This window comes from Chryseobacterium sp. CBSDS_008 (assembly GCF_049959325.1).
Lineage (GTDB): Bacteria > Bacteroidota > Bacteroidia > Flavobacteriales > Weeksellaceae > Chryseobacterium.
In genome coordinates, this window is sequence record NZ_CP188202.1 from 1,307,635 (window position 1) to 1,327,942 (window position 20,308).

Genomic DNA, 20,308 nt, shown 5'->3' on the forward strand with positions numbered 1-20,308 from the left:
AAAGGTCTTGCAGGAAAAATAAAATTTGTAGGGAAGCTATGATAGTGATAAGTTAAGACAAACACATTATTTTATCACATTTACCTTGGCACAAAATCTTGGCCATTTACATAAGCAAACACTAAAAACAAAATAACCCACTGTTAAACAGCAGGTTATTCATTTACCATTGTGACCTCGGAGGGATTCGAACCCCCAACCCTCGGAGCCGAAATCCGATATTCTATCCAGTTGAACTACGAAGCCATTTTGATGAGTAATTATTAATAAGTATACAAATATAGTTTATTATTAATTACTTATCATTCATACTTTAGAAAGTAATTTTCACACCTCCCAGAATCTGTGCACCCAGGACTTTATAGCCTTTGTACGTCTGATACTTTGAGCTCAGAAGATTATTTCCGAGTGCAAAAATACTGAAATTTTTGTGAATTTTATACTCTGCGGAAAGATTTAAATCAGCATAGCCGCCAACTTTATCGTTGGTGTTCTCCGTAGACTGGAAAATTACATTCGGATCGCCTATGCCTTCAATCGCATAAGAGTTTGTTGTTCTGTCACTTGCAAAGATCCCTTTGAAGCCTAACAATAATTTTTTGTCAAGCATTGTATATTTTGCCCCAATGCTCGCATTGAACAATGGAACGTTGTAAATATTGTCGTAATTCTTAAGATCGTACTTGGTAAATCTTAATTCCCCGTCTAAAATCAGGTTTGCCAACGGGAAATACTGCACACTTCCTTTGATATCGCTTACATTTCCGTCATCATATACTGCAGAGAAGGTATTGGCAAAATTGTATGCAGAACGGTTAACAGATGTGTTATCAAAAAGACCGTTAGCCTTAAAGAACATAATATCCCTCATCTTTCCGTAGCCCGCAGAGAAGTCGTATTTCAACGTTTCATCAATATCCCCTCTCAATCCTACATAAAAATGATATTTCGTTTCTGTAGGCTTTAAAAACTGGTCAGAAAGGATAAATGGATTCGTTTGTAACATATCTCCGTAGGTATTTAGCTTCAAACCTCCGTCTACCCCTCCGTAGAATTTAAATTCTTTAGCTGCAGCAAACTGGAATTCTGCCTGTGGAAACCAGTACGTTTTGTTATTTTTTTGCTGTTCCAGCTGATCATTGGAATTTTTAGCATTCAGGAAAGAGAATGAAGATCCTAACATCAAATAAGAGTCACCCTTTCTGAATGTCACTTTTGGAGTCAGGCTGGTATTGAAGAAATTGGAGGAATTTTTATCTCTGATGGCAAAATCTGTCTTTACAGCATCTAATCCTACTCCCAAATCAGCATTCAGGTTGATACCTGATTTTCCAAGTTCAACAGCATGCTTGGAGAAATTCGCAAGAATGGAAACCTGGTTTTCCTGCGCATCAAAATGATCTTTCAGGAATGATGATTTTACCCTTACATCATTTAAGATTTCATTGGAATAAAAATCGTAGTACCCATTTACTTTAAACTGGTTAACCTTTTGTTTAAGATCAAGCTCTCCGGTAGGCTGCATGGCGTAAATTCCGTAGTAATTGTAACTGTCCAAGCCATATTCCGCATTGATATTGAATTTTCCTTTTTCTCCGTAAGAGTTTAAGAAAGCTCCGATATTAGCAGAAGTCTGTCCGGATTTCCAGTCATAGTCTTTTTTAAGACCATTAGTCGAAAGTACATGAACATCCGCTCCTACTTCAAACTTATTTTCAAGGGTTTTTGAAACGTTTCCATCTACCAGAACTTTCCCGTAATTACCCATTCCAAACTGGAAATAATTATTCTGGGCCGTTCCGTCAAATTTCGGAGCCACATCTTCTCCCTGGATCGTTGAAGTTTTGAAATCTGAAACTGCCGGAACATCCGTAATGGTATACTTCACGGGCGTCTGTGATTTCTCTTCCGGCGGATAATTTTTAATGGTTTCCACAGAAGTTTTCTTCTTCTCGATCTTCTTCACTTCCGGCTCTCTCTTTTTGTTAAGAACCAGCTTTTCCTCCTTGATCTGGGAAAACGCCACTGACGAAACCCCTAAAAATAATATGGATAATATTTGAATTTTCTTGTTCATATTTTCTTTATTTGAAAAAAATATATACCGGGCTTTTATTTATTGGAAGCAATATAACTGCCTAATAAAGCTTTGCCCGACTGTTTTGAAAAAGTTCTCCCCAGTCTGAATATATTAAACAGCCAAAGGCTTTGATAAACTTGTAATTTGTATTGATAATTTTTCGTTGTCCTGTTCTCTGATACATCATAGCTGTAAGAAATATCATACGGAAATCCCGAAGGCAGTAATCCGACTGTGAGCATACTCCCAATCATAGGATTTCCGCAAGGAGGCGTACGCGTCAGCATCGGATGCAGGGTGATCTTCGCTGCATGGGTACTGTCTTCTACAATTTCATAAATATCAGAATGTTTTAAAATTTCAAATTCTCTCTTAAGATCCTTATTCACTACAAAAGCTTTTTGCTTTGGAAAGTCGGCTTTTGCATGGTTATATTCCTTTGGATATGCACTGTACGAAGGAATGCAGCTCCAGAGAGAAGCCGAAACTAAGAAAGAATAGATTGCAATTTTAAAAACCTTCATCACCTATTTCTTAATCTGTTTCTTAACTTCTTTAGCTTCTGCAACAATTTCAGGGAAATCCTTATAGTTCGCAATGATCTGATCACAGGTATAACTTGCCTGATAGTTGTCTTTCAGCCCGATATAGTTTTTCGCCATCAATACTAACGCTTTTGCTCCCCAGAATTCTTCCGAAGCATAGTTGTTGGCAAGCTTGAAGATTGTTTCATTAGAGGATTTAAATGCTTTTCCTTTGTTCTGATAATAGGCTTTAGCATATAAAGCTTCCGCAGCGACCGAAGTATTGGATGATTTTTCAAGAGAGACATAAGCTGCCTGGGCATCCTTATCTTTTCCTGAATTCATCAGGCTTCTTGCCTTGATCACTTTCGCTGTTTCAATAACGGCAGCAGAGTTTTTAGAATTAGCAATCACTGCATTGGCCAGTTTTTCAGCTTCAGAGAAATTATTTTCTTCTGCGTACAGCTTCATCAGCTCCACATTAGCATAGTTTTTAATGCTGATATTGGAAGAATTTTTAATGCCTTCAAGGTATTTTTTAGCTTCTGCTGTATTCCCTTGTGCAATAAAGATCTGAGCTAAACGAGTTTGTGCATCATCCTGGTAATCGTTCTGAATTCCAGCAACTTCCTGAAGAACAAGTAAAGCTTTAGTTGAATTATTAGTCTGATAATAGCTTTCTCCCAATTCATACTTCGCCTGGTACAATCCTTCACCTGTCGGATTCTGTGTCAGATACTTTTCGTAGTAAGAAATAGCATTTTTGTAATCTTTCTTCGCGAATAACTGCTTACCTGTTGATAAGTTGATTTCATCTATTTCAGAAGCATCCACATCCACCCCAATATTTCTTGCGAAAGTTTCATATCCCGAAACATCTCCGTTTTTCGTGAAGATCGGTTTTGCTGCCTGCACCACCTTCTGAGCATAGGCTGTATTTTTATACTGCTCACCCAGAGATTTCAGTTCAGAAAGCGCTTTATCACTCTGATTCTGGTCGATATAATTCTGCGCTCTGTAAATAGAAGCATTGGCAATCAGATCCTTGTCTGAAGAATCTTTAATTACTTTTCCGAAATAATCATTGGAGTTGGCAAAATCATCCTGGGCCGCGTAAGCTGTACCAATTTCGTATTGAGCATCATCGTAATATTCGGAATCCGGATATTTTGATAAAAGGTTTTTAAGGTTGGTAATCTTCGCCTGTGTATCTCCTTTGAATCCTAAAGCCATTGCTTTTTGATATAAAGTATAATCCGTAGCATCTTCATTTTTATCATAAATGGCAATCGCTTCGTTCAGATCATTATTGGCATAATGGATATCTGCAAGACGAAGTTCTGCATCATTTTTAAATTCAGGTTTCGGATTGGTAAGATATTGTTTGAAGTAGGTTGCAGCCTGATCAAATTTCTTGGATTTAAAATAAGCATATCCTAAATCATATGGAAGCTGCTGCTTTTCAGGGAAATTTTCGTTAAGAAGCTTTTCGTAGCGGGCAATGGCAGAAGGATAATTTCCTTTTTGGTAATACACCTGTGCCAGCCAGTACAAAGCTCTGCTGTTGAATTCTTTATTGATATTGAAACCCAGACTTCTTAAGAAATATTTCTCAGCTTCATCATAATTCCCTTTGTTGAACTCTTCAGTCCCTAATAAATAAGAAACTTCCTGGTCTACTTTATTGATCTCAGGAGTGGAACTCTGCAATCTGTCAATCGCATTCAGGGTTTCTTTATAGTTTCCGGAATACAGATAGGATTTCACCAATAATGATCTCATTTCTGTAGCATTGGCGTCATTCTGATTGTCGTTGATATAGCTTTGAATCACCGCCGAAGGACTTTCAAACGGGTTACCGATATCGTAGCTTAACTTAGCATACTGCTCATGAGCCAGCTTTTTCACTTTCGCATCATAATCCATCTGGTAAGAAGAACGGAATGCAGAAAGCGCTTCCTGTTTTTTATCCACTGCCAGATAAGCATTTCCCAGCTGGTAGTATGCATTCTGTGCTAGAGCGGAATTGCTGTTCAGAAGTTGGTTATAATAAGAAACGGCTTCATCATATTTTTTCAGCTGGGCAGCTACAAATCCCATTTCATACAAATCGTTTTCAGATGGATTCTGCTGTACGCTCAGATAATCTTTTAAATGTGGATAGGCAGAATTGTAATCATTCTTCATGAAATAACTTTCCCCAATGATCTTATGAACTTCTGCTTTATAAGAATCTGAAATATTTTCTTTTAACAGCGCATTTCCTTCCGTGATGGCCTGATCGTAGTTCTTATCATTATAATACATCTGTACATAATAAGGACGCACCAGCTTGGAGAATTTATCCTGATCTTTTATCGAATCAAAATACTGGAAAGCTTTGTCATTTTGCCTGTTGCTGTAATATAAATGTCCCAGCATATAAGCAATGTCTCCTTTTTGGGACTGATCTGCTGTTTTGTAAGCTTCTTCCAGTGCATCAATTGCTCCTTTGGAATCTCCGGTCATGAATTTGGCATATCCAAGCTTCAGAATATACTGGGTATTCTCCTCTTTCGAAAGCTGATATTGGTTCACTTTTTTCAAAGTTTCCAATGCTTTGTCAAAATCTTTTTTTGCCAGGTAGTAATCTGCCAGCGGAAGATTAGCCTGTGCAAAATAAGCAGAATTCGGATATTCTTTCATGAAAGCCGTTAACCCTTCTTCAGCATGATTTTTCTGAAGAATCACACCAATCACGTTATCAAAAAACTGCGCAGCTTCCTTTTTCGAACGGGACAAATTCTGATTGTAGAAATACTGTCTTGCATATTCGTATTGGGAAGCGTTGTATATTTTGGTCTGATAAAGATTTTCGGCTAGATTGAACCTGTAATTTTCTTTCTGGGTAAAATATTGGGACTGCTGAGCATCGGAAATTCCGAAATAAATGACAGCCGCCGCTAAAAGTATTTTTTTTGATTTCATTCTTCTTGATATAAGAAAATTAGTCTAAATAAGTTAACGAAAATATTAAAAACTTATTGTTTAAGCAAGTTTTAACAGAGTTAATGATTGTTAATACTTATTTCATAACCCTGAAAATTTCTCACTATATAATGATAAAATTTATTACTTTCGTCTGATAAAATGTAAAATTTTAATAAACAGTTATCAAAACCATATTTTTATTTGATACTTCTCAACATCAGCTAAAAACATACCATAAACACACCATCCCATGAAATTTAAGATTCTTTTAGCATTAATTTTTGTAAACCTCCTGCAGGCACAAAAATTTTATTTTCCAAAGACCGCTGTCACAGACTCTGTTATATTGGAAAAACAGATACCGGAACTTGCCCTGCAAGTAATTCCTCACCTTCAGTCCCCAAAGTATAAACCGGAAAACACCGTGGATCTTATGGATAATCTTTTCCGCTTGCAGATGGTGGCTCAGGATTATAAAAATTCACTGATTTCTCTTTCTGAAAACCGTAATCTGTTTGCCGATAACAATATGGGCGGATACAGATTTATCGGATTTGAACTGTACAGCCTGGCGAAAATAATACAAAAAGAAAACAATACTTCTTTTTCCAGTGCCCTTCAGAAAGTCTTTAATCAAAAATATGAAAGTCTTCCGGAAAAATTGATTCCCAGACTAGGGCTTGCTCTTGACGGAAATGTGAAGGAAGCCAGAAAACAGCTGAAAAATGTGCTGGACAAACAAAAAGCCAAAGATAGTATTGATTACAGAACGGCTCTTGCACTATGTAAAAACTATCTGACCTATAAAACCTATTCCGGCATCAAACCCCAGGTGATGCAGCTGCTGGCTTCAAAAGACAGGGAAAGATTCATTACTGAAACCAAAAATCTTAAGATAAACGGAAATACCCTTACGATCACTATTGTCCGCAAAAAGGACAACACTTCCCCGCTTCCGGTTATTTTAACCAATAATATCTACGCAGGCCCTATTGATGAGTTCTTTGGAAAAAGAGCGGCAACCTATAATTATGTAGGGGCGGTAGTAAATACCCGTGGCAAGAGAAACAGCAATGATGTAAACAATCCTTTTGAGCATGAATCACAAGATATTTATGAAGTGATAGACTGGGTAAGCAAACAGCCCTGGTGCAACGGAAAAGTGGGAATGATTGGTGGAAGTTATTTAGGTTTCAGCCAGTGGGCAGCCGTAAAAAAAGTTCACCCGGCCTTAAAAACGATTGTTCCACAGGTTGCCGTAGGAATCGGTATTGATTATCCTGCTCAGAACAATATATTTATGAGCTACATGCTACAGTGGATACAGTATGTTACCAACAATAAACTTACGGATGAAGTAGACTTTAATGATTTCCCAAAATGGAATTTCATTAATACAGAATGGTATAAGAGCGGGAAAGCATTCAGATCGTTGGATACCATAAGCGGGAAACCAAGCAAAATATTCCAGCGATGGCTGGATCATCCGGGCTATGACCAGTACTGGCAGAAAATGGTTCCTTATAAAGAGGACTTTTCTAACATCAATATTCCTATCCTGACCACGACGGGTTATTATGATGATGATCAGATTGGTGCGTTGTATTATTTTAAACAACATCATCTGTACAATAAAAATGCAGATCATTATCTTGTAATGGGACCATACAATCATGGAGGGGCACAAAGTTTCGGATTTACTTACGTGAATGGCAACCCCATTGATCCGGTGGCCAGAATAAGTATCGATGACCTTGCTTTTTCATGGTTTGATTATATCCTTAAAGGAGCTAAAAAACCCGAAATTTTAAAAGACAGGATCAATTTTCAGGTGATGAATACCAATACCTGGAAACATGTGGCTGATCTTGACAAGATGCATACTTCTACCCTGAAATTTTACCTTCAGGACAAAAAAAACGCTTCTTCGGTATTTAATAAGCCTGAGACTAAAAGTTTTACAACCCAAGTTGTTGATTTTAAAAACAGGGATCAGAAAGACATTTACTACAAAGTCAGCAAAAAAGACAGTATAAAAACAACCACTTCCATTGCTTTTGAAAGTGAAGTGCTTGACAAGGATATGATCATCAGTGGAAATCTTTCCGGAATCTTCAATGTTTCCATCAATAAAAAAGATTTTGATACGGATACTTCGCTGTACGAAATCCGGCAGAATGGCAAATCCTTTTTATTATCCACTCATATGGTAAGGGCCAGCTATGCAAAAAACAATGAAGTACGCCAGCTTCTTGAGCCGAATAAACTGGAACAGATTCCTATTAACAACTCCTTTTTTATGAGTAAAAAGATAGAAAAAGGAAGTAAACTTCTGTTATTGATCGGAGTGAATAAAAGCCCCAACTGGCAGATCAATTATGGAACAGGCAAAGATGTAAGTGATGAAACGATAAAGGATTCCGGGGAACCGATGGAGATAAAATGGTATAACGACAGCTATGTGGAAATTCCTGTTTATAAAGAGTAAAATCCTGGTTTTAAGCATTTTTACTTAAATGTTGTTAACGACTGTTAACATCAAAATAAAAAATCATTACATTTGCTTTTTTTCAAATCAAATATAGTTATTGAATGAGTCAACTTTTTAGAAGAAAAATCTATTCAGATACAGATACTTCAACAGGGCTTTTAAGAGTCTTAGGGGTATGGGACATTGTATTTTTTGGTATTGCGGCCATTATTGGAGCTGGGAGTTTCAGCAGTTTGGGAGAAGCCGTTTTCAGAGGTGGCCCAGGTGTTATCCTTCTATATTTGATTTGCGGTTTCGCCTGTGGGTTTACCGCGCTATGCTATGCTGAGTTTGCCAGTAGAATTCCTACTGCAGGTTCCGCCTACACGTATGCTTATGCCAGTTTTGGAGAGCTGATTGCCTGGATAATAGGCTGGGCTCTGATCATGGAATATTCTTTCGGGAATATTTATGTAGCCTTTTCCTGGTCAGATTATTTCACGAGCTTCTTAGGACGCCTCGGAATGCATATCCCCGATTATCTTACCTGCAGCTATACCGAAGCTAGAAAAGCCGTTCAGTATGGCTCTGAAAACAAAGAACTCTTAAATGCCTGGAAAACCGCTCCGTTAATCGGAAGCCTGAAATTTATTGTAGATATTCCGGCATTGGTGATTAACGGTTTGATTACATGGCTCTGTTATGTAGGAGTAAAAGAAAGTAAAAACTTCAACAACTCTCTGGTTATCTTAAAACTGGGAGTAATTGTATTGATAATTCTTGTAGGAGTATCCTATGTCAGCATTGATAACTGGACCCCTGTAAGTGCTACAACCGGAACACCTTCCTTCATGCCAAATGGCTTTGCAGGAGTAATGAGTGCTGTTTCTGGGGTATTCTTCGCCTATATTGGATTTGATGCCCTAAGTGTACTCTCTGAAGAGACCAAAGACCCGCAAAAAACCTTACCAAAGGGAATGATCATTTCTCTTGTATTGTGTACAGTGATCTATATTGCATTAACGCTTGTACTGACAGGAATGGTAGATTACAAGAAATTTGATGGTGTGGGAGATCCGCTTTCATTCATATTTGAAAAAACCAATGCCAATGTAGCCTGGATGGAACTTGTGGTTTCTTTCGTAGCGATTGTTGCCATTACCACTGTACTATTGGTTTTCCAGATGGGACAGCCGAGAATCTGGTATGCAATGAGCCGTGACGGACTGATGCCTGCAAGGTTTCAGAAAGTACATCCTAAATATAAAACACCATCCTATGCAACTGTGGTTACCGGAATTGTAGTAGGAATTCCTATTCTGTTTACGGATAAAACATTTATCCTTGATTTTACCAGTATCGGAACTATTTTCGCATTTGTGCTGGTATGTGCAGGAGTGCTTATGCTTCCGGCTAAAGAGAAGATTAAGGGCAGATTTCACCTTCCCTATGTGAATGGTAAAATCATTTTTCCTGTTGTTTTCATTGGCAGCTTGCTGGTTTTTTACAAATTGCAGCCGGAATTTTTTGATAATCTGATGAACTGGTCAGATCCTAAAGAAGGAGAATTCCGAGCTTCTATTTTCTTCTTTATTATCATCAACCTGATTTTATGTGTTATAGCTTTTATCAAGAATTTATCATTGATTCCTTTGGTTGGATTAAGCTCATGTCTGTACCTTCTTACAGGAATGAGTCATGAGAACTGGTTCTGGTTCAGTATGTGGTTTCTGATCGGTATGGTTATTTATTTCTGCTACGGTTACAAAAACAGTAAACTTGGAAAAGAATTAAGAAACAGAGCTAAATAAATAATAAAACAAAGCTATAGAAAGGCAAAATAGCAAAAGGTTAAACCTGATGGAAAAACCGATTGGCTATTTTGCCTTTTCTTTTTTAACTTTTCTTAAAATCGGCAGAATTATTGCTTTAGGTCAAACAGAATCAATAAACTAAAATGCCATGGCTGAAAGAATTAAAACATACAGAGAGTTTTATCAGTTTTATCTTACCGAGCACAGTAAAACGGGAACCCGGATTTTTCATTTTATCGGAACGTTTCTGGTATTTTTCGTTATAGGATATGTTATCAGCTCCGGAAAAGAGAGATTTCTATGGTATATTCCCATTGTAGGCTATGGATTTGCCTGGTTCAGTCATGTGGTGATTGAAAGAAATAAACCGGCTACTTTTAAATATCCTTTATGGTCTCTTATCTCGGATTTCAAACTGTTTTTTGAATTATTAATTGGTAAACAGAAATTCTTAGGACCTGACAATCAGCCTCAGAATCAGGAGCATCCCTAAAGCTTTTTGTCTCCTTATACAAAAAGTATTAACTAAGTATATTAAAGATAAACCTATTGAAAATAAATTTTCAATAGGTTTATGCATACTTATAATTTAAGATAATTTTCAGAATTCTGTCTTACATATCTTACTATACTATTACCGTCCGGATCCAAATATCTAAAAGCCTGCTAAAAGGTTTTCTCCCCGAGGAGAGCATATTCCTCTTTTGCTTTTGAGGTTAAACTAATATTTTTTGCTTCATGTAACTTAAATACATGTAATTTCTGAATAGTAGCTCTCAAGCTTTTTAATATGTCAGTTCGGATAGTAATTAAGCGCTCCAATTCTGTAATTTCTCCCAAAACTTTATTTCTGTTTAAAGACGAATGTTTCTTGGATTTTTACAACTTAACATGAATATTTATTTAAGAGCCAATTGATCCGCAAGATGGGTAATAAGGCCTAAACCAATATAAAAGGAATCTTTATCTACATTACTGATGTTGTCACAAGGCTGATGATAACATGGTGCAAAAAGAAGCTTTCCATCAGCTTGTAAAATATCATGGATCATTCCCAGTCCTGTTGTTGGACATATTTCTATGAAAGCTGTTGTATCAGTACTTAGAGAAGTAAGCAAATCATCTTTATATTTAATGTTTTTATTTTTCAGGTAAGTTTCTACTATCTTTTCCAGTTCTGCTGAACCTGCTTTAAGCTTGGGTATACTTTTCTCCATTTCCCTTACTAATTGTTCTATTTTTTGGGCAGGTATACCTTTTTTCTTAAAAATTTCACGCATCTGCTGAAAGCTGCTGCCATCTCCATCCAATACCAGAATTTCAGGTTGTTTTGTTCCCATCATATCTACGTTGATATAGCTCTTAATACTTTTCTTTTCCGATTCAGAAAGATGCTTTGTGTAATATACTGAACCTAAAACACCTTCTTCTTCAGCATCCCAGAAAGCTATACGAATTGTTTTTTCGGGAATAATATTTTGTTTTTTGATGACAGAGGCCATTTCCAGTAAAATAGCTACTCCCGTAGCATTATCATTAATTCCCGGGCCCATTTCCACAGAATCATAATGTGCTCCAAACATAATAATATCTTTACTTTTTCCAGGGATTTCTACAACTATATTCTGCCCCTTAATTTTTTTATGCTCTCTGTCTTCCGTCTCAAAAGGTAATCTCAGAGGTTTTAGACCAAAAGTATTTAATTGACTTTCAATATAATTTGCAGTTTCAATTCCACCAGGGCTCCCTACGCTTCGATGATTTTGATTGTTATCAGCAATTTTTTGGATTTCTTCCAAATGCTTCCATGTTGTATTTTTATCTACCAATTGTTCAACAGAAAAATTTTGGATTGTTTTTTGTTCTGTGTTTTTACAGGAAATAATAAAACTTGCAACAGCAAAAGATAAGATTAAAGAATAGTTTTTCATTGTGTTTTTTATTTTTAACTTCTCCAAAGTTACATATTTCAATTGAAACCTTTTGGTATTAATCTATATAGTTGCCAAATTCCTTAACCACTTTCTTTTTATTTTCATAAACTATAATAAAGAATTCAGCGGGCGGTTGCGCCGCCCGCTGAATTCTTTGTCCCTTTGCGTTTCCCAGCTTTATATTTCTCTATTGAGATTGCTTCACCTTCGGTTCGCAATGACTATCCATCAGTGGAATTTTGTTTGTCCGTATGAAGCCTCTTCCCTATCAGATATCCCAATGAAGGCAGAATAAAAGACATCGCCACCGGAATTATCAATGCCAGGCCGGAACCATCGAGAATAACGGTTAGCGGAAAAAGATATCCATTATAAACAAGCAGGGCCAGTGAAAAGAGAAAACTGTCACTGTTACCGGTAGAAAGAATATTAAAATTACTTCCAAACTGATCAAATAAACCGGAGCAAATAAATAAAAACATATTGACAAAAAACATCCAAAGAACAGTCCTGTAAATCATTCCTTTTTTTGCATTCAGATATCCTGCAAAAATCAGAAATAGAGATAGGATTCCGGAAACGGCATAATCCAGTTCTGAAACATCAACTTCACTACCCATTCTTCCAAAGAAATACATGGCATACAATACCAGATTCACGAGATAAATAACCGTTACATAATTCATACATCAAAAAATTTATGGTTACAATCAGTATATTTTCTCAAGAATATCGTAGTGTACGGTATTTGCTATTTTTTCAGCGAGAGCATCTCCATCTACTTTTGTCCGTTCAGGAATATAGCTTGAAAAGGTTATCGTATGGTCTTTATTCATCGTCACTTCCACTTCTTCAAGGATATTTTTATCATCTGCATAAAACTGGATTCTGTTTTCCACGATTCTCCAAAAAGAAAGCCTGGGTTCGGATGGGCTGCAGTCTCCCGAGCTTCCTTCTACATAATTATAAATGGCAAAGCCATCTTCCCTGATCGCATAATTTCTCATCAGGCGGCAGTTATCAAATTCTTTAACCACTTTCTTTTTATTTTCATAAAATCCGGCTTCTTTCAGCTTCCAGAATCCTGTAACATTTTCTTTGGTTAATTTCTGAGCGCTCATCAGGGATGAAACTGCCAGAAAAGAGGTAAGGCAAAATATCTTATACATAAATAAATCTATGATTTTATATAATTTTAAAACGAATACACTATAATAAAGATTTTCAGCGGGCGGCTGCGCCGCCCGCTGAAATCTAATTCTTAAACTTTAAAATTCTCTATTTAAATTTTTTCTTAAAGCTGAATTTAAGCCTGTTTATCAAACCTGGTTCTATAATATCAATTCCCAGTCCGAAATTGCTGTCAGCAACGGTATGATGATCTGTTCTGAACTGTTCAAATTCACTTTGTGGAATTTCAATATTGATCAGGGGATTGTATTCAATGAATACACTTGCGCCATTCCTGCTTACTTTTTTACGGCTTTTATAGTCAAAATACGGATTGGCAATGGTGCTTTCCTGAACGGTATACTTTTCTTCAGTATCAATTGTATGATCCGTATGCAGGTTGATTTCATATTTCTCACTGTCAAAATTATGCCAGAACGGTAAATCTTTATGCATAAAATCGCGTGCACTTGCCTTTATTACATTCCGGTCAAAGTACATCAGAAAACGGTTTTTCTGCGGATCCACAAAATAAGGATTTTCAACGGCAGCAGAATACTGAATCCTGACTTCATTCAGTCTTTTGTCATCGCTTACCACATCAATAGCCGCATCTTTAAATACATTCCTTACATCTGTACCGTTTCTGTCACCGGAATAATTAAGCGCATAGAAAAGGAAACTGTTCCAGCTGTCTATGATTTCTCTTTTATTGGTGCTTTTAAAATACCTTCTCATCGCATTCGCCCTGTTCCCTTTGTAAGTGGTTGACAAAGTAAGCTTTCCGATGTTGCCCTGCGCATTGAAATCTACTTTTTCATCTATACAGAAATAAGGAAATTTATAAGGTTTTCTTACCTGCAGTTCCTGCTCTTTTTTCACTTCCAGGTAATGCATAAAATAGATGAATCCCCTGTTCTCTATCAATCCGAATTCATCCCGGATGGTAGCATCTATGAAATATTCGTGGCCTTTGTAATTCACTTTTACGACAACATGGTTGAAGCTTAACAGGGATGGCAGGTAATATTTGATGTAATAATCTGTATTGAAGTTTACCAGTACAACAGAAGCATCTACTCCAATATAATCAAGGATCACTTTTAATAAAACCGATTTTGCCTTACAATCTCCCTGCTTGTTTTCATAAGTTACTGAGGGCTCCTGCGGTTTATGACCATTCATTTCATCCGCATTGAAGATATAATAGATATGGTTCTGAACATATTCTATGGCAAACTGAAGCTTGTCATCCTGATCCGCAATGGCATCCAGTTTTTCAATCAGGTTCGGCGCAAAATCCTGTAAGGAGGCCTTATTGAAAATCTCTTCATAGATAGGCACAATATAATTGGACAAATCTTTCCAGCTGCTTTCTGTAGCAAAATCTACAAAAGGGAAAATTTCGCGCCCGGAATCTACAGGATTAATATAATTCTCCTCTTCAATAACGAACCGCTCTCCTTTTTTCAGATGATTTACCTGCGGCTCAAGAACATTACCCTGCTCATCTCTGAAAAATGTCTTTTTATAAGCAATCGTCTGCTCACGTTCATTGATGAATGTGAATTTGAAACTGCCATAAGCCCAGTAATTATCAGGGCTTACCCATACATATTTTGAAAACTCTTTTCTGAGAAAATCACGGTCTGTAAATTCTTTAATTCTTGAATCCTCTAAAATCAGTACATCATACAGCCTGAGATCTTTAATCGTGATATTGATCTTCTTATTACTGCTTAAAACACCTCCGCTGCTCTGGTTTTCACTATCGAGCACCTTTATTTTCGTATCCGGAATCTTATCTATTAATACACCGTCTCTCAAAACACTGATTCTGTGAATCTGGTATACTTCATTTTCTTCCACAATAACATCGGAAACAGAGGCTCTTTCCAGGTTGCCGGGTTCGTTCAGCGTATATGCCATGCAGACATATTCACTGTTTTCTGTGTTGCTCGTATAATATCTTTTATCTAAAAAGTAGCAGTAATCTCTACCTTCATCGATTTGTTTTTTGGCAAATTCAGAGTCATTGATTCGGTTTATTATATCCTCATCACTGATATTTCCTGCCCACATTTCAGGTTTTTGAATCCTGTAATTTTCAACTTGCATTTGATTATCCATATTTATTATAAGAATTATATTTTGGTGAGTGTATTAAAAAATTCAAATTAAATGATTAAAAAAGTAAAAAACAATAGCAGAAGTACTACAAATTAAGGAAAACTGTTTCGGCATGGTAATTGCGAGGTATGGAGAAAAATAAGTTTATGAAAAGGATAGCAACAATTCTAAAAGGGGCAGCACCCGCATTAGCATTATTCGTGATGACGCAATGTACAACAACAGCCAATGCATCCGCAGGTGATGAAAAAACATTCATCGTAGGACCACAAACAGCAGACTGTACAGGAGTAGCTCCTATGAAATGTCTGCAGGTAAAAGAAAATGCTTCTGAAAGCTGGACGAATTTCTACAGCAATATTGAAGGCTTCACGTATGAACCGGGATACGAATATGTTTTAAAAGTTAAAACAGAAAAAGTTGACAACCCGCCGGCGGATGCCTCTTCAATCAAATATACATTGGTAGAACAGGTTTCTAAAACGAAAAAATAATAAATAAAAAATGCTTCTGAAAATTCAGAAGCATTTTTTTTTTGCAGGAAGCTGGAAGAATGAAATCTGAAGTTATTTTTGACAATCAGGGAAAACTCTCCAATGATTCATCTTTTTTTGCTCCTTCTTCTCTTCTTTTTTATCTTAAAATCCTGTTTCTTTTTGAGGCGGATCCGGATATTTACCTTTTGTAACCTCTCCTACCGTGTTTGCAGTTGTCATGGCTACTACAAGATCATTCAGCATTCCGCTTGCTGCAGTAGGTGAATTGGGAAGAAGCACAAGATTACTTCTGCTGCTTGCTCCCACTGAATGTAAAGTATCATAATGCTGTGTTACCACAATAAGTGCTGATGCTTCATGGGAATTGATATCTACATTATTAAGCATTCTTACAGACTCTTCAAGTCCTTTTGCAATTTCTCTTCTTTGATCGGCAATTCCCTGTCCCTGTAGCTTTTTAGACTCTGCTTCTGCTTTTGCAACAGCTACAATACGGATTCTCTGGGCTTCGGATTCGTATTCTGCAGCAGTTTTTTCTCTTTCTGCGGCATTAATTCTGTTCATTGCATGTTTTACCTGCTCATCCGGATCAATATCGGTTACCAAAGCTTTGATAATATCATAACCATAACTGTTCATAGCTTCCTGAAGCTCGCTTTTTACAGCTACTGCAATGTCGTCTTTTCTTACAAAAACATCATCCAGTTTCATTTTCGGAACCTCAGCACGTACTACATCAAATACAAAAGATGTAATTTGATTTTCAGGATTCTCCAGGCGGTAGTAAGCATCTCCTACCTGGTTTCTGATCACCTGATACTGAACGGAAATTTTCATTTTGATAAAAACGTTATCCAGCGTTTTGGTATCAATCATCACATCCAGCTGCTGAATTCTCAGATTCAGTCTTTTAGCGATCTGATCTATAATCGGAAGCTTAAGATGCAACCCCGAATGTTTTACGCCCTGAAATTTTCCGAAGCGTTCAATAATAACAGCTGTTTCCTGCTTAACCACAAAAAACGAAGCGAATAAAATGATAAGCCCGAATAAAATGACGGGTGCTAAATATATACCCATAGTTTTAATTTTTTTAATGTGTCGTTATAAATCCTGTTTTGTTAAAAACATTTTATTGGTATTTGTTTAAATATATGAAAAATAAATGTAAGATTCAGCATATAACACTTTGGAAACCAAGCCCGGGAATTATTGATTATTTTTTAAATTAAACTACATTGGGGCAAAGATGCCGTACAGATAGGAACGGCTTTTCTGGCAACTGAGGAATCCGGAGCACTGCCGGTACACAAGGAGTTCTTATTTTCCGATGCGGCAAAATCCACTACTTTAACCAGAGCGTATACAGGTAGATTAGGACGGGGAATCACTACGAAAATTGCAAGAGATCTACTGGCAGCAACAGACAAAACACTTCCGTTTCCTTTGCAGACGCATTTTATGGGAGCATTGAGAAAAGCAGCTTTGGAGCAGCAAAAGAATGATCTGGTATTCTTCTGGTCTGGCCAGATTGCTCCGCTTTTAAAGCATAAAAAAGCCTCCACCTTAATGCAGTCATTAATCGAAGAGGCTTCTGAATTATTACAATAAAGAGAATTTATACGGTCATTCCGATGTCTATTCCTTTAATTTTTCTGTACAAATCGGTAGCATAGTTATCAGTCATTCCCGAAACGAAATCAATGACACCCAGGACTTTCTGGTAATCGGTTCCGTCATTGTAAATGAATTGCTTTGGAATTAATTTCAAAGCTTTTTCATCATAGGATTTTCTTTGGCCGTCAGGCTTCAGAATGGACGGAATAAAATGATCCAATAGCTCATACATTACGTTGTAGCCTGCATTTTCAATCTCAACAACCGCTTTATGATTGTAAATTTTTTCTACCGAGAAACTCTCGATATCCTGCAGTGCTTTATTTTCCTTTTTATAAATATCAAGTAAGCCGTTGCTCAGATCTCCTTTAAGAATTGTCTCAAAATTGGATTTGTACATCTCAATCGACTTATTGATTAAAGCATTGATAACCTTTGCTCTCAGGTAAGAAATCTGTTCGTTTTCATTGGAAATAGAACTTAGCTTGGTCTCAATTCTCTGCACATCATCTGTCTCCGATTTTACCAGCTCGAAAAATAAGTTTTTACAATCTGCTGTTGAAACAATTCCCAGCCTGTGGGCATCTTCCATATCAATAATATTGTAGCAGATATCATCAGCCGCTTCTACCAGCCATACAAAAGGATGCCTCTTGAAAATATGCGGTTCTTCACTTTCAGAAATAAGCTGAGTTCCTTTGGCTATTTCAAGGAATATATCTTTCTCATTCTGGAAAAATCCGAATTTCTTCCTGTGAATAATTCCTTTTTTCTTGGCTACAGCTTCACAGGGATATTTGGCAATACTTGCCAGCGTGGAAAACGTAAGCTGAATACCTCCGGCATCTTTTCCCTGCTGCTGTTGTGCAAGCACTCTGATTGCATTGGCATTTCCTTCAAAATTAACCAGATCTGCCCACTCTTTTTTATTGAATTTAGACTTCAGATCTTTTTCGTTCCTTTCAAAATAGCTTGCAATGGCATCTTCCCCGGAATGTCCGAAGGCGGGATTCCCCACATCATGACACAAACATGCTGCCGCAATTACATTTCCTAAATTATAGAGATAAAAATTCTTTGCATCTTCTGTCAGTTCATTTTTAAAATCTTCAGCAATAAATTCACCGATGATACTTCCTAAACTTCTTCCTACAGATGAAACTTCCAAAGAATGCGTAAGCCTGTTATGTACAAAAACACTTCCGGGAAGAGGAAAAACCTGTGTTTTATTCTGCAGTCTTCTGAAGGCAGAAGAAAAGATAATTCTGTCGAAATCCCTTTGAAAATCAGTTCTTGAAGCTTTGGTCTGTGGATTGTTTCCTGTACGTTGATTGGTGAAAATCTGGTTTAAATTCATCATTTTTCAAAATTACTCCAAATTTTAATTGTATGGAATAGTATTTAAATTTTTATTAACAGATCCTTCATTCAAAAAATCTATTACAGTAAACGTTTTTCAGAGATCGGAAAGCTTGGGGAAATATTCTACATTTGACACAACTAATAAGCGGAAGAATGCTCACATTCTTCTTTTAAATTTTAAATTCTTTTATCATGACAGACCACACATGGCTCAACAGATGGGATGAAAGGTACGGCACCGAAGAGTTTGCGTATGGAACAGCGCCCAATAATTACCTGAGAGAACAGCTAACCCGGCTGACACCCGGAAAAATCCTGTTTCCTGCAGAAGGCGAAGGCCGCAATGCCGTTTTCGCAGCAACACAAGGCTGGCAGGTTTCGGCATTCGATATCAGTGCAAATGGCAGAAACAAAGCATTGCAGCTGGCTGAGCAGCAAGGAATGACGATTGATTATCAGGTGGGAGAACTATCTGCTTTGAATTATAAAGAAGAACAGTTTGACGCCATCGCTCTTGTATACGCTCATTTTCCGGCAGCCATAAAGTCTTCAATCCATCAGATGCTGAATCAATATCTTCGTAAGGGAGGGTTTATTATTTTTGAAGCGTTCAGTAAAAATCACCTTGAATATATTGCAAGGAATGAAAAGGTAGGCGGACCAAAGGATCTTGAATCTTTATTCTCTGTTGAAGAAATCAGGGCTGATTTTCCGGACTATCACAGTATTGAACTAGCAGAGACAGAAATCGAACTTAAAGAAGGAGTATTCCACAATGGAACAGGTTCTGTAATCCGCTTTGTGGGACAGAAACTGACCTGACCGTTTGTACAGCTTATTTACTGATTTGTTTTGAGATAAAGCTCCAGGTGTATCCGGTTATGGAATACTATTTGAATCTTTATCTCAAAATCAACGTTATGCCTGAAGGTCCATCCATTATATTAATGAAAGAAAACCTGCAGCCATTTGCGGGGCAGCAGGTCACAGAAATTGCAGGAAATGCCAAGTTTGAGAAAGATTCTTTTATTGGGCAGACCCTTCTCGAAATCCGTACTTTTGGAAAGCAGACTTACCTTGTTTTTGAAAAGGCAGCCATCCGGATTCATTTATTAATGTTTGGCTCTTATAGTATTAATGAGCAAACGAAGCCGGATAAAAGTTTACGTTTAGTATTATTTTTTTCTACCGGAAGCATTTATTTCTACACTTGCTCCGTAAAATCCGTACCTCTTGAATTTCTTGCTGCCATTGATTGGGAAGCTGATATAATGAGTGATCAGTGGAATTCTAAGAAAGCCGAAGAGAAATTAAAATCCAATCCGGAAATGATGGTCTGTGACGCATTGATGAACCAGGATATTTTTTCGGGAGTCGGGAATATTATTAAAAATGAAGTTCTTTTCAGAATCGGAGTGCAGCCTGAAAGTTTGTTAGGTAATCTTCCTGCTAAAAAAAGAAAAGAGCTTATTGCTGAAGCCAGAAACTACAGTTTTGATTTTCTGAAATGGAAAAGAGAATTTGTTTTGAAAAAACATTGGTTGGTTCATACCAAATCTGTATGTCCGGTATGTGGCCAGAAGCTGATAAAGAAACAAACCGGTGTTGGAAAAAGAAGGAGCTTCTTTTGTGAAAAGGATCAGAAACTTTATTAATAATGAGGATTTTAAATTTTGGCTAAAGCCGTTGAAGGATTTTTATTTATTTAAACGGCCCATCGCTATTGAATTCCTGAGCTAC

16 protein-coding genes and 1 tRNA gene are annotated in these 20,308 nt (G+C 37.0%); 7 read left to right on the forward strand and 10 right to left on the reverse strand.

What is annotated here, in order from left to right; genetic code table 11:
• Positions 1-172: 172 nt before the first annotated feature.
• The 4 genes from ACP3T3_RS05815 to ACP3T3_RS05830 all read right to left on the reverse strand — a co-directional run bounded on the left by ACP3T3_RS05815 (position 173) and on the right by ACP3T3_RS05830 (position 5,571).
• Positions 173-246 (reverse strand) — tRNA-Arg (locus ACP3T3_RS05815).
• Between the two features lie 67 nt (positions 247-313).
• The gene (locus ACP3T3_RS05820; protein ID WP_426478971.1) at positions 314-2,077 is read right to left on the reverse strand and encodes a TonB-dependent receptor; all 1,764 of its coding nucleotides are present in this window, start codon (positions 2,075-2,077) and stop codon (positions 314-316) included.
• Positions 2,078-2,112: 35 nt separating this feature from the next.
• Positions 2,113-2,604: a hypothetical protein gene (locus ACP3T3_RS05825; protein WP_426478972.1), complete on the reverse strand. Its 492-nt coding sequence runs from the start codon at positions 2,602-2,604 to the stop codon at positions 2,113-2,115.
• A gap of 3 nt (positions 2,605-2,607) precedes the next feature.
• Entirely contained in the window at positions 2,608-5,571 is a 2,964-nt protein-coding gene (locus ACP3T3_RS05830) for a tetratricopeptide repeat protein (RefSeq protein WP_426478973.1), read from the reverse strand.
• Positions 5,572-5,824: 253 nt separating this feature from the next.
• On the opposite strand from ACP3T3_RS05830, the gene ACP3T3_RS05835 reads away from it, so the two are divergent.
• The 3 genes from ACP3T3_RS05835 (at position 5,825) to ACP3T3_RS05845 (ending at position 10,351) form a co-directional block, all read left to right on the forward strand.
• Positions 5,825-8,062, forward strand: a complete 2,238-nt coding sequence (locus ACP3T3_RS05835; RefSeq protein ID WP_426478974.1) for a CocE/NonD family hydrolase — start codon at positions 5,825-5,827, stop codon at positions 8,060-8,062.
• A 104-nt stretch (positions 8,063-8,166) separates the two neighbouring features.
• Positions 8,167-9,855: an APC family permease gene (locus ACP3T3_RS05840; protein ID WP_426478975.1), complete on the forward strand. Its 1,689-nt coding sequence runs from the start codon at positions 8,167-8,169 to the stop codon at positions 9,853-9,855.
• A gap of 151 nt (positions 9,856-10,006) precedes the next feature.
• The gene (locus ACP3T3_RS05845) at positions 10,007-10,351 is read left to right on the forward strand and encodes an Mpo1-like protein (protein ID WP_426478976.1); all 345 of its coding nucleotides are present in this window, start codon (positions 10,007-10,009) and stop codon (positions 10,349-10,351) included.
• A gap of 406 nt (positions 10,352-10,757) precedes the next feature.
• Here ACP3T3_RS05845 and ACP3T3_RS05850 read toward each other — a convergent pair whose 3' ends face one another.
• The 4 genes from ACP3T3_RS05850 to ACP3T3_RS05865 form a co-directional block, all read right to left on the reverse strand.
• Positions 10,758-11,789 carry a M20/M25/M40 family metallo-hydrolase gene (locus ACP3T3_RS05850; RefSeq protein WP_426478977.1) on the reverse strand — a complete coding sequence of 344 codons (1,032 nt, stop codon included), beginning with the start codon at positions 11,787-11,789 and terminating at the stop codon, positions 10,758-10,760.
• A gap of 224 nt (positions 11,790-12,013) precedes the next feature.
• Positions 12,014-12,478: a hypothetical protein gene (locus ACP3T3_RS05855; protein WP_426478978.1), complete on the reverse strand. Its 465-nt coding sequence runs from the start codon at positions 12,476-12,478 to the stop codon at positions 12,014-12,016.
• 24 nt (positions 12,479-12,502) lie between these two features.
• Positions 12,503-12,961 (reverse strand): lipocalin family protein, encoded by a 459-nt coding sequence (locus tag ACP3T3_RS05860; RefSeq protein ID WP_426478979.1) that lies wholly within the window; start codon positions 12,959-12,961, stop codon positions 12,503-12,505.
• Between the two features lie 109 nt (positions 12,962-13,070).
• The gene (locus ACP3T3_RS05865) at positions 13,071-15,092 is read right to left on the reverse strand and encodes a hypothetical protein (RefSeq protein ID WP_426478980.1); all 2,022 of its coding nucleotides are present in this window, start codon (positions 15,090-15,092) and stop codon (positions 13,071-13,073) included.
• Between the two features lie 146 nt (positions 15,093-15,238).
• Between ACP3T3_RS05865 and ACP3T3_RS05870 the strand changes: the two genes are divergently transcribed.
• Positions 15,239-15,586, forward strand: a complete 348-nt coding sequence (locus tag ACP3T3_RS05870) for a DUF4377 domain-containing protein (protein ID WP_426478981.1) — start codon at positions 15,239-15,241, stop codon at positions 15,584-15,586.
• A 144-nt stretch (positions 15,587-15,730) separates the two neighbouring features.
• Here ACP3T3_RS05870 and ACP3T3_RS05875 read toward each other — a convergent pair whose 3' ends face one another.
• On the reverse strand, positions 15,731-16,669 hold the full coding sequence (locus tag ACP3T3_RS05875; RefSeq protein WP_426478982.1) for an SPFH domain-containing protein: 939 nt from the start codon (positions 16,667-16,669) through the stop codon (positions 15,731-15,733).
• Between the two features lie 195 nt (positions 16,670-16,864).
• Between ACP3T3_RS05875 and ACP3T3_RS05880 the strand changes: the two genes are divergently transcribed.
• Positions 16,865-17,200, forward strand: coding sequence for a nitronate monooxygenase (locus ACP3T3_RS05880; protein WP_426479946.1), 336 nt, complete (start codon positions 16,865-16,867; stop codon positions 17,198-17,200).
• Positions 17,201-17,207: 7 nt separating this feature from the next.
• Here ACP3T3_RS05880 and ACP3T3_RS05885 read toward each other — a convergent pair whose 3' ends face one another.
• Entirely contained in the window at positions 17,208-18,563 is a 1,356-nt protein-coding gene (locus tag ACP3T3_RS05885) for a deoxyguanosinetriphosphate triphosphohydrolase (RefSeq protein ID WP_426479947.1), read from the reverse strand.
• A gap of 197 nt (positions 18,564-18,760) precedes the next feature.
• Between ACP3T3_RS05885 and ACP3T3_RS05890 the strand changes: the two genes are divergently transcribed.
• The gene (locus tag ACP3T3_RS05890; protein ID WP_426478983.1) at positions 18,761-19,390 is read left to right on the forward strand and encodes a class I SAM-dependent methyltransferase; all 630 of its coding nucleotides are present in this window, start codon (positions 18,761-18,763) and stop codon (positions 19,388-19,390) included.
• 98 nt (positions 19,391-19,488) lie between these two features.
• Positions 19,489-20,223, forward strand: coding sequence for a DNA-formamidopyrimidine glycosylase family protein (locus ACP3T3_RS05895; protein ID WP_426478984.1), 735 nt, complete (start codon positions 19,489-19,491; stop codon positions 20,221-20,223).
• Positions 20,224-20,308 lie beyond the last annotated feature (85 nt).